Raw genomic sequence first — 10,467 nt, forward strand, 5'->3', positions numbered from 1 at the left:
ACTCTCCGTCTCCAGATGAGCTCAGCCATCCTGCCGCGCCGGTATACCAACCCCGGTTGAGTGGTTCATTCTGCTGCAGCCAGGCAAAGGCCTTTCCGGATGGTGCACCATTCACCGCGCCGGTGGGGTGCAGTTTGGCAGCGATATCCAACAGGCCGATACCAGGATTTATCTCACCTCGAATTTCAGTCAAGAGATGTTGCAGGTTTCGAAGTGGCAGCAGTTGCGGCTTTTGAGGGTGCTGCAGATGGGAGCAGAAGGGGGTCAAGGCCTGTTTGATGGTATCAATCACGACACGGTGTTCATGTGCGGTCTTGGGATCAGACAGCAGTGCCTGGCCGAATGCCAAATCTCTGTTCTCTTCAGCGCTGCGCTGTGTTGTGCCGCCGACAGCATCACAGATGATCTCTGAGCCTCGGCAGGAGAGCAGACGTTCCGGCGTGGCGGCGGTCAACGTTACACCATTGAAACGGGTGGCGAAATGGAGACTGCGGGGATAGAGGCAGTTTAGGGTTGCAGAGAGCCGTACAGGACTCAGTATGTGTTGGGCCTGCACCCGGATATGTCGAGCCAGCACGGTTTTTTCCAGTTCGCCGCGCGTTATCCCGGACTGGAGTTGCTCAACCAGCCTCAGCCATTTATCCGGTGTTGGGGTCGATTCAATCCGGGTCAAGGTTGTGCGTTGTCCCGATGGTCCCGGTTTATGTGACAGTGCGGTAATCAGTTCTTCGAGGCGTCCGATCAACTGCCCACAGATGATGTCTGTGTCGTTATCGACACTGCTGTCCCAACTGCAGGAGAGTACGCAGCTGTTGTCTCTCTGTTGCAGCAGCAGTTGTGGGAGAAAGAGACCTGTGTTGGGCAAACCATTCCATGCCGCATCCATAGGGTCATCGGGTGCAAAGGCAAAACCGATGAAAGTAATGGGGTGACAGGTCGTGTTTTCCGGATCGAGCTGTACCCAACGGCTTTGCAACTGTTTGAATGCGGCTGCCAGGCGTTTCAAGCGGTTCTCTCCGAATGTGGTGACAGTCAGCGCATCTCCGATACCGATGACATATTCATCCTGTTCGGGTTTGGCCCAGAAAAACCAGTTGTCGTCAGCCATGGCCGACAGGTTGTGCAGGTGGACCTTCGGCAGGGGCAGCGTCAGGGTGACGACCTGATCTGAGGTGGCTGCATGGTCTTGCAGCACCTTCTGGAGTTTTTTCTGGACGCGCTCGATAAGCGCCTGACGGTCAAACATGGACTTAATGGTACCTGATTCAGAAATAGGAAAGGAGATTCCATGCTGGCCAGGCATTACGTTTTTTCTATGTATGGCCTATTGTGGGACTGTGGCGAATGAATCCGCGAGAGACTCTCTCGCGTAGTAGGGTCTGACAAATACAACCATTGAGAGATAACAGGACTGATGAACAGACAAAAAGGGTTTTTGTTGCTGGTGGTTCTCGGGCTGGTCGGCGCGTTTTTTTACTTTGATCTGACCCAATACCTTACCCTGGAGTACCTGCAGACACAGCGGGATGCATTGATCGAGTGGCGGCGGTCTGAGCCTTTGTTTGCGACGGCGCTGTTTTTTGTTGTCTATGTGTTGGTAACTGCATTGTCACTACCGGGGGCAACGGTGATGACTCTGGCGGTGGGGGCGGTTTTCGGCCTGTTTTGGGGGCTGCTGTTGGTCTCTTTCGCCTCTACCATCGGGGCAACGCTGGCCTTTGTCATCGCCCGGTTTCTGCTGCGGGACTCGGTCCAGTCACGTTTTGGAGACCGTTTGAAATCGATCAATGCAGGTATAGAGAAGGATGGCGCCTTCTATCTGTTCACCCTGCGTCTGGTTCCACTCTTTCCCTTCTTTGTCATCAACCTGGTGATGGGGTTGACGCCAATCAAAACCTGGACCTTCTACTGGATAAGTCAGGTCGGCATGCTTGCGGGAACGATTGTCTACGTCAATGCGGGTACCCAACTGGCCGGACTCGACTCATTGTCAGGGATTCTGTCACCAGGTCTGATTGGCTCCTTTGTGCTGCTCGGATTTTTTCCCCTGTTGGCGAAAAAGTTTGTCGCACTGGTCAAGGTGCGTCGCGCCATGGCTGGATGGAAACGGCCAGCGAAGTTCGATCGAAATCTTGTGGTGATCGGTGCTGGCTCCGCTGGTCTTGTCTCCGCCTATATAGCTGCCGCAGTAAAGTCGAAAGTGAGCCTGATCGAAAAACACAAGATGGGTGGAGACTGTTTGAATACCGGCTGTGTTCCCTCCAAGGCGCTGATCCGTTCGTCACGGATTCTGGCCCAATCAAGGCGCGCCCAGGAGTGGGGATTCGATGCAATCGACGTAAAATATGACTTTGCCCAAATCATGGAACGGGTGCAAAAGGTGGTTGGCGAGGTTGAACCTCACGATTCTGTTGAACGCTATTCGGAACTGGGTGTCGACGTGATCCAGGGTGAGGCGAAGATTACCTCGCCCTATGTGGTGGAAGTGGATGGCCGTGAGATCACCACCCGGGGCATCGTTATTGCCACCGGCGCGCGTCCCTTTGTGCCGCCGATTCCGGGTCTCGATCAGATCGATTATCTGACGTCGGACAACTTGTGGCAGCTGAGGGAGCTCCCACAGCGGTTGCTGGTGCTCGGTGGCGGTCCCATCGGCTGCGAACTCTCCCAGGCCTTTGCCCGTTTCGGCAGTCAGGTCACCATGGTGGAGATGGCGCCGCGACTGATGATTCGCGAGGATGAGGATGTGGCCGCGCTGGTCACCGAACGCTTTCTCGCGGAGGGGATCAATGTACTGGCCGGTCATCGTGCCACCGAATTCAAGGTGGTGGATGGCGAGAAACGACTGCTTTGCGACCACGATGGAGAAACCGTCGAAGTCGCCTTCGATCAGGTATTGGTCGCGGTGGGGCGTCGCCCCAATACCCAGGGTTTTGGTCTGGAGGCGTTGGATATTCCCCTGAATCCGAACGGCACCATCGAGACGAACGAGTATCTGCAGACCCGTATCCCCACCGTCTATGCCTGCGGTGATGTGGCTGGCCCCTACCAGTTTACCCACACAGCGGCTCATCAGGCCTGGTATGTGGCGGTAAATTCCCTCTTCGGCAGCTTCAAAAAGTTCAAGGTCGACTACTCGGTGATCCCCTTTGCCACCTTTACCGATCCCGAGGTGGGCCGGGTTGGTCTGAATGAGCAGGAGGCGAAACAGCAGGGCATCGACTATGAAGTCTCCCGCTTCGATCTCTCTGAGCTTGATCGGGCGATCGCCGAAGGTGAGGCACATGGCATGGTGAAAGTACTCACTGTGCCGGGCAAGGATAAGATCCTCGGCGCCACCATCGTCGGCGAAAATGCAGGGGAGTTGATCGGCGAATTCACCGCCGCCATGCGCCACGGGTTTGGTCTCAACAAGATTCTCGGCACCATTCATATCTACCCGACCCTGTTCGAGGCCAATAAATACGTGGCGGGGGTCTGGAAGAGGAATCACAAACCGGAAAAATTGCTGAACTGGGTTGAGCGGTTTCACGCATGGCGCAGATGAGGGGCGAAAGAAACAGGGAGAGGTCTGCAAGTTTGCCGGACACCGGTTATTGCATTAGTAATCTATGTTATTCTTCATGAGGATGATTCGAACTTTTTCAAGCGCTTCTCCAGGGTGATTTTCATGCAGTCACATAGGGCTCTTTTTCTCTTACTGTTTTTTCTGCCTTTCGTGCTCAGTGCTTCCGAGAAAGCATGGGAGGGCGACCTGCTCGGCGGTGGCAGCGTAACGATCGACCCCGTCACCAACAAAGCCACCCGCTCATCCGAGGGTGTGACCTCCCAGCTGTGGGATGGTGTCCATCGGCTCGAAAACGGTGCCGTGATTATTGTGAGGGATGGTGTCGTGGTGAGGGATGTGTTGCTACTGGAGTCTCAGAGACAGCAGCAGATGGAGGAGGAGCGGGAGGCGTGTACGTTGCTTGCCCGAAAGGTCTGTGGCCGAAACGATGAGTGTCGTAAACATCCTGCCTGCAACCCTGCCCGGCAGTTGCTGATGCTTGAGCAGGAGGAGGCGCAACAGCAGTGGGACGGACGTCCTAGCGAAAGCTCACGCTTCTGTCTCGACGCACTGACTAATAGCGACTATTTTCAGACTTGCACCAAACGCCGCACGGGTGCACCGAGCACGCCCTGTGAAGTCCTGCGACAAAAGGTGTGCGGAACGCGGCTGCAGTGTGCAGGTACTCAGTCCTGTGATCTTGCCAATCAATTGTTGCTGATGGAACTGGATGAGCGGGTTTCATCGTCGGACATCCTTACCTATGCCGGGGCGCAATGCAGGGAGGCTCTGGGAAATGCGGATCTGTTCAGCCGTTGCGATTAGTTAAATGACTCTGTTCATTAGGTTTTGGAGCGTTTGATAAGGTTGTTGAAGGCTGTTTTGTATCAAGCATCTGATGCCGTATCCGCGCCAGTCCATTTTCTACTAATGAATAAACCGCAGGCACTACAATCAGGGTCAACAGTGTTGAACTGACCATGCCGCCAATAACAGCTACTGCGAGTGGCGCATTTGTGTCGGCTCCGGCACCTATGCCCATGGCTGCAGGGATCATGGAAAGAATAACTGTCAGCGATGTCATCAGTACAGGTCTTAGCCGTATGGGACAGGCCTCCAGTAAGGCCTCATTGATTGGCTTGCCCTGTGCTCGCATCTGATTGGTCAGGTCGATGAGCAGTATAGAGTTTTTTGCCACCAGCCCGACCAGCAAAACCAGGCCGATCATGGAGTAGATATTCAGTGAATGTCCGGCTAACCAAAGCCCAAATATACCACCGATAATGGCAAGTGGTTGAGCTACCATGACAATCAGGGGCTGAATGAATGAGTTAAACTGACTGGCCAGTGTCATGTAAACCAGGATCAATCCTGTGGCAAAAGCAAACATGATATAGCCTACTGTTTTACTGAATTCCTTGGCGCGACCGATAAGTTCTACCTGATAGCCGGTGGGTAGTAGTTTTTTTGCTTCATCCAGCACGATCACAGAAGCATCGCCTTCCGGAATCGTGGGTGTGGCAAAAAAAGTAGCGGCATATTGCAGGTTGTATCGACCAATGGTGGCAGGCCCCAGTCCAGCTTCAAAGTGCGCCACGCTATCCAGTCTGACCAGCTGTCCAGATTGATTGCGCAGATAGACCTGTTGCAACTCACCTTCGTAGGTCATGGTGCCAGGTGCCGTCTTGAGACGTATATTATAGCGCTCACCATCGCCAGGCTCATCGTTGTATTTGGCTACATCCAAACCACCGACCAGTACTCGTAGTGCATTGCTGACGGTCAAGGCATCCAGTCCCGCATCGCTGGCTTTTTCGCGGTTGGGAATGAGTTTGAGTTCAGGCATATCCAGCTGCAGGTCAGTATCAATCGGTCCAATGACCTGAATTTGCTGTAGTTTATTGGTAAGCTCCGTTGACAGTGCAGCCACCTTTTCCAGATTTGGTCCCTTGAGCACAAACTGGAGTGGCTCGCCGCGCTGTCCCCCAATTATTGGAACTGGAGCTGCAAAGGCTTTAACGCCCGGTATTTTGGCAAGATCTACCCGCACCTTTTCAATGATTTGGGTCTGGTGTAATTCCCGCTGTTCCCTGGGGATCAGACTGACATAGATTTCACCCTGATTAACCTGGCCTCTGTCACCGGTTCCAATGGTGCTGAACAGGCCGTGAATTTCATCATATTGTTTCAGGATGTTCTCAACCCGGTGAAGCCGATCACGGGTATATTCAATACTGGAACCCAGGGGCGTCTTTATAGAGACGATAAAGCGAGCCTGATCTTCTTCCGGCATAAAACCTTTGCCCAGCTGTCCCATGAACCATCCGCTGGCATAGACGGTCAGAGCCGCCAGCAATATAACCAGCAGACGTTGATGAATGGCAAAACCGAGTGCTGCTTTGTACAAGCGCTCTATGCCCTGAAATATGGATTCCAGTACACGGTAGATCAAACCATGGCTCGTTTTGACACGCAGGTATTTAGCACACAACATGGGGGTGAGCGTAACCGAGACAAACAGAGAAATCATGACGCCAAAAACAACCACCACCGCAAAGGAACCGATAAACCGACCAATGATTCCTTCCATAAATACCACCGCGCCGAACAGGGAAACCAGGGTAAAAGTGGCGGCCAGGATGGCAAACATGACCTGACTGGCGCCTTGAACTGCATGCACTTCTGGTGCGGTATCAGGATCTTCCGTCATATGCCGAAATGTATTTTCCAATACCACAATGGCATCATCGACCACTACCCCGATGAGCAGGAGTAACCCCAGCATGGTCATGGTGTTAAAGGTATAGCCTGCGAAGTAGATCGCTGCAACGGCGCCCAGTAGCGAGACAGGAATAGCAGTGGCTACAATCAGTGTGGAGCGCATACTCTTCAGAAATAACCAGACCACCAGTGCTGCCAGCAGTGTGCCTTCGAAAAGATGTGTCTTTAACCCTTCAACGATAGCCGTTATCAGGTCAGCATCATCCACGACTATTTCCAGTTTCATGCCAGGCGGGAGCTGCGGCAGGATCTCGCTATCCAATCTGTGTTTGACTTCTTCGATGATTGCTACCGTGTTGGCGCCGGATATCTTGATTAACCCCAGGCCAACAGCGGGCTTACCGTTATAGCTGGCAAATCGTCTGAAATCCTCCAGACCATCTTCGATATCAGCAACCTCATGCAGATAAACCGGCAGATGATTCCGATAGCTGACGATGAGTTTTTTCAGTGCATGCAGATCATGGTATTCAAGGTCCAGCTTGAGTTGTTGTTCACGATCAGAGCTGACTACAAAGCCGCCAGGTAACTTGATGTGTTCACGTTTAAAAGCGACAACCACATCATCCACCGCAATACCAAGTCCAGCCATGCGATGGATATCCAGATTGATCCGAACGGTGCGTTCACGTTCTCCGGCGATCAACACGTTACCTACGCCACTCACTGTTTCCAGCCGTTTCTTGATGATGTTTTTGGCATAGAGATTCAGCTGTTGCAGGGTACGATCTCCCTGCAATGAGAGCCACATGACAGGGGTTCCACCAACTTCCACCTTTTTGACGATAGGTGTTTCAGTATCGTTGGGCAACAGGCGTATTACCTCGTTGATCTTTGCCTGCATCTCGTTAAATGCCGTATCGATATCTTTTGACAGTTCAAACTGAATGATGACTACAGACACACCGGCCAATGATGACGACTGAATCGTTTCAATACCGGAAATACTGTTCACAGCTGATTCGATGACATTGGTCACAGACGCATCGATAATGGAAGGGTCTCCGCCTGGCAATACCGTTGATACGGAGAGCATGGGGAATTCAATTTTTGGCAGACGATCAACCCCTATGCGGTTATAACTGATCACACCAAAGAGGATCAGTACCAAGCTGAGCATATAGGTCAGCACATGATTCTTTATGGAAAAAGCTGGCAGATTCATTGACCGGTTTCCTGAATCTCCACTCTTGCACCATCAGTTAGCCAGGCGGCGCCATCCAAGACAATAGAATCCCCTGCGCTAAGGCCAGACGTTACTTCAATCAGATCTCCTTGTTTCAATCCTGTGGTGACCACCTGCTCTGTCACTGTGTCATCTTTTATCCTATATATCACAACGCCTACGGGACGGCGTACCAGCGTTTTTTCAGGCACGGCTACCGCCTGTTTATGCTCATCAAGTATTACCCTGGCAACAATGCTGGAGCCGGGCTTCCAGTTGCCCTCGTTCTTAAAATCAACCAGTGCATGTAACGCCCGATTACTATCTTCCAGCATGGGGCGTATGCGGTTCACTTCGCCGCTTACGGTTTTCCTGCCTTGGGTTAACTCTACTTTCATACCCAAATGGATCGAAGCAGCCAACGGCTCCGGGAAATAGAGACGAGCACGCAAACTATCTGTCGATACTATCTGAAACAACAGGGTGCCAGGTTTGACGTAGTCACCCTTGGAAACTGTCCGTTGTTGAATAACACCCTCTACTGGACTGGTTACTCTGGTATGAGATAGTTGATAGCGAGCTTCTTTAAGCTTGGCACTAGCGCTGATCAATTCTGCCTGGGACTGTTTCAGAGCTGTTAGCGCATCATCCAGAACTGATTGTGAAGCCAGTTTTTTTTCGAACAGTTCTTTATTGCGCTTCAGAATTCGTTGCTGATTGTCAATCAGGATTTGTAAGCGCTGGATTTCGGCGCTGGCGATTTCTTCGGAAATTCTAAATGTTTCATCATCAAGTTTCGCCAGCAGTTGCCCTGACTCCACATGCATACCTTCGTCGACCTTAATGCTCACAGCTTCTGCTGAGACCTTTGCTGCGATATGGGGTGTGCTGGGGCTCTCAATCTCTCCCCGAACCATAGTTGTTGAAATCATGGTTGTCTGAATGGCTTTGACCATGGTGACCGGCGTACTCTTGGGCGGCAAAGAATCTTCAGCAGGGGCTGCTGATACAAGGGTACTGAGAGTAAGCAGCAACCATGGCGCAAACAGAAATAACGGATTCATGCTCTATCTCCCAAATAAGCGGATAAAACGGCCATCACCTGCTTGCTTATATAAGCAGGATCCTTATGTTGCTGTTGACTGCCGGGGAAGAAACGATCCAGTGGGTTGAGTTCATAAGGCTTTTGGACCATGCCAATGATGATCACCGCGAGACTATGCGCATCACAATCCGGCTTCAGTTCAATCAACAGATCCATCATGCATTGGAACGACGACCCAAAAACCTCTTGAGCCAGGTAGCGTAGACGTTTTTCATCGCCATCCAATAATTCGCGCTGCATCAGGCGACGAAAATCAGGATCATCATGCAGCATTTCACTCAATCGAGTGATGAAGTTCTGCAGGCGTAATATTGGTTTTTGCTGCCCGGTCAAAGCTTGCAGTAACAATTCTGACTTATTCTCGAATGTATCGGTGATGACTGCAATATATAGTGACTGTTTATCCTTGAAGTGGTTGTATAAAGCGGGGGTGCTGATGTTAACTGCACCCGCGATATTGCGCATGGAAACCCCTTCATACCCTCGTTTAGAAAATAGAAGGATTGCCGCCTTGAGAATGGCTGTTCTTGTATTGCTCACGGATGTTCTTCCCAGTGTGCATTAATTAACGTTTATTAACCTCTTCAAAAAGATAAATGACCAGTGGATTTCTGTCAATGATTTCAGAGCCACATAGGTGGCGAGTTGAAAACTCACCTGTTCGCGAGGACTTAGGGTTGAAAAGTGCGATCCAGGCAGATCATACCAAGGCCAGATGTGGTCCTACTGACTGTCAAGTGTTTTGCCAGCGACCCGTAAGAGGTCTGTGAGGGTCGTGAGAAGCAAAATTGCGCGCATTCTGCGACAACTCCTGTCGACTCGGGGTTTATTTCGTAATACTGTGGTTTGCCGAACCGCTTTTCTAGCGGGCTGTCACACCAGTAAAAGAGATTTGAGAGAGATGAAAGATACGGTAAAAGAGTATTACGGCAAGGTGCTGCAGCACTCTGGAGACCTTCAGACAAATGCCTGTTGCACTGACGCTGAGATGCCTGGCTATCTGCGCGATGCACTGTCCAATATTCACGATGAGGTCATGGCCCGCTACTATGGCTGTGGTTTGGTGAGCCCCCAACTGCTTGAAGGGGCACGGATTCTCGATCTGGGAAGCGGTTCTGGCCGGGACTGCTATGCGCTGGCGCAGATGGTCGGGGAGTCTGGATATGTGCTTGGCGTGGACATGACCGAGGAGCAGCTCGAAGTCGCGAATCGCCATGTCGAGTGGCACCGGGAACGTTTTGGTTACGCCAAGAGCAATGTCGAGTTTCGCAAGGGCTATATTGAGAAGCTGGATGAGCTTGGTTTGGAGGGGAACAGTTTCGACATCATTGTCTCCAACTGTGTCATCAACCTCTCACCCGATAAAGAGGCCGTGTTGCGGGAAGCCTATCGCCTGCTCAAGCCTGGTGGTGAGCTCTATTTTTCTGATGTCTATTCCGACCGGCGGGTGCCTGAGCATCTGATTTCCGACCCTGTACTCTACGGCGAATGCTTGAGTGGCGCACTCTACTGGAACGATTTTCAGAATCTGGCAAAAAAGGCGGGATTTGCCGACCCCAGATTGGTGGAGGATCGCCCGATCACAATCGATAATCCGGAGATCGAAGAGAAGATCGGCTACATCGGATTCTACTCTGCAACCTACCGACTCTTCAAACTGGACGGACTGGAACCGGCCTGCGAGGACTACGGACAGGCGGTGGTCTACAAAGGCGGTATCCCGGAAAGCGAACAGGCCTTCGCGCTGGACAATCACCACATCATCGATAAGGGGCGAATGTTTCTGGTTTGTGGCAATACCTACCGGATGCTGAACGAAACCCGCTTCAGTGAATACTTTGAATTCTATGGGAATTGGGATACCCACTA

Annotated in this window: 7 protein-coding genes; 3 read left to right on the plus strand and 4 right to left on the minus strand. The window is 51.8% G+C overall.

Features of this window, described 5'->3' with window-relative positions; translation table 11 throughout:
- A partial coding sequence (locus tag G9Q73_RS18685) for an isochorismate synthase (RefSeq protein ID WP_177421129.1) occupies positions 1-1,246 on the minus strand: 1,246 nt, incomplete at its 3' end.
- A 168-nt stretch (positions 1,247-1,414) separates the two neighbouring features.
- Here G9Q73_RS18685 and G9Q73_RS18690 point away from each other — a divergent pair.
- Both G9Q73_RS18690 and G9Q73_RS18695 read left to right on the plus strand, forming a co-directional pair.
- Positions 1,415-3,547, plus strand: coding sequence for a dihydrolipoyl dehydrogenase family protein (locus G9Q73_RS18690; protein ID WP_177421130.1), 2,133 nt, complete (start codon positions 1,415-1,417; stop codon positions 3,545-3,547).
- Between the two features lie 123 nt (positions 3,548-3,670).
- Positions 3,671-4,372 carry a hypothetical protein gene (locus G9Q73_RS18695; protein ID WP_246345401.1) on the plus strand — a complete coding sequence of 234 codons (702 nt, stop codon included), beginning with the start codon at positions 3,671-3,673 and terminating at the stop codon, positions 4,370-4,372.
- Here the strand turns inward: G9Q73_RS18695 and G9Q73_RS18700 are convergent.
- From G9Q73_RS18700 to G9Q73_RS18710, 3 genes are read right to left on the minus strand one after another with little or no spacing between them, the layout of a single operon-like run.
- Positions 4,356-7,493, minus strand: coding sequence for an efflux RND transporter permease subunit (locus G9Q73_RS18700; protein ID WP_177421131.1), 3,138 nt, complete (start codon positions 7,491-7,493; stop codon positions 4,356-4,358). The genes G9Q73_RS18695 and G9Q73_RS18700 overlap by 17 nt on opposite strands.
- Positions 7,490-8,557 (minus strand): efflux RND transporter periplasmic adaptor subunit, encoded by a 1,068-nt coding sequence (locus G9Q73_RS18705; protein ID WP_177421132.1) that lies wholly within the window; start codon positions 8,555-8,557, stop codon positions 7,490-7,492. Before G9Q73_RS18705 ends, G9Q73_RS18700 begins: the two co-directional genes overlap by 4 nt.
- Complete coding sequence (locus tag G9Q73_RS18710) at positions 8,554-9,138, minus strand: TetR/AcrR family transcriptional regulator (RefSeq protein WP_177421133.1); 585 nt, start codon at positions 9,136-9,138, stop codon at positions 8,554-8,556. Before G9Q73_RS18710 ends, G9Q73_RS18705 begins: the two co-directional genes overlap by 4 nt.
- A 361-nt stretch (positions 9,139-9,499) precedes the next feature.
- On the opposite strand from G9Q73_RS18710, the gene G9Q73_RS18715 reads away from it, so the two are divergent.
- The coding region (locus G9Q73_RS18715; protein ID WP_177421134.1) for a methyltransferase domain-containing protein at positions 9,500-10,467 on the plus strand (968 nt) is incomplete at its 3' end.

The sequence above is a fragment of the endosymbiont of Lamellibrachia barhami genome (assembly GCF_011947365.2).
In the GTDB taxonomy this organism is placed as follows: Bacteria; Pseudomonadota; Gammaproteobacteria; order Chromatiales; family Chromatiaceae; genus QGON01.

Bases quoted from the DNA above. Each gene is read 5' to 3' on its own strand.
- G9Q73_RS18690 (WP_177421130.1), top strand. From the start codon at position 1,415: ATGAACAGACAAAAAGGGTTTTTGTTGCTGGTGGTTCTCGGGCTGGTC.
- G9Q73_RS18695 (WP_246345401.1), top strand. From the start codon at position 3,671: ATGCAGTCACATAGGGCTCTTTTTCTCTTACTGTTTTTTCTGCCTTTC.
- G9Q73_RS18700 (WP_177421131.1), bottom strand. From the start codon at position 7,493: ATGAATCTGCCAGCTTTTTCCATAAAGAATCATGTGCTGACCTATATG.
- G9Q73_RS18705 (WP_177421132.1), bottom strand. From the start codon at position 8,557: ATGAATCCGTTATTTCTGTTTGCGCCATGGTTGCTGCTTACTCTCAGT.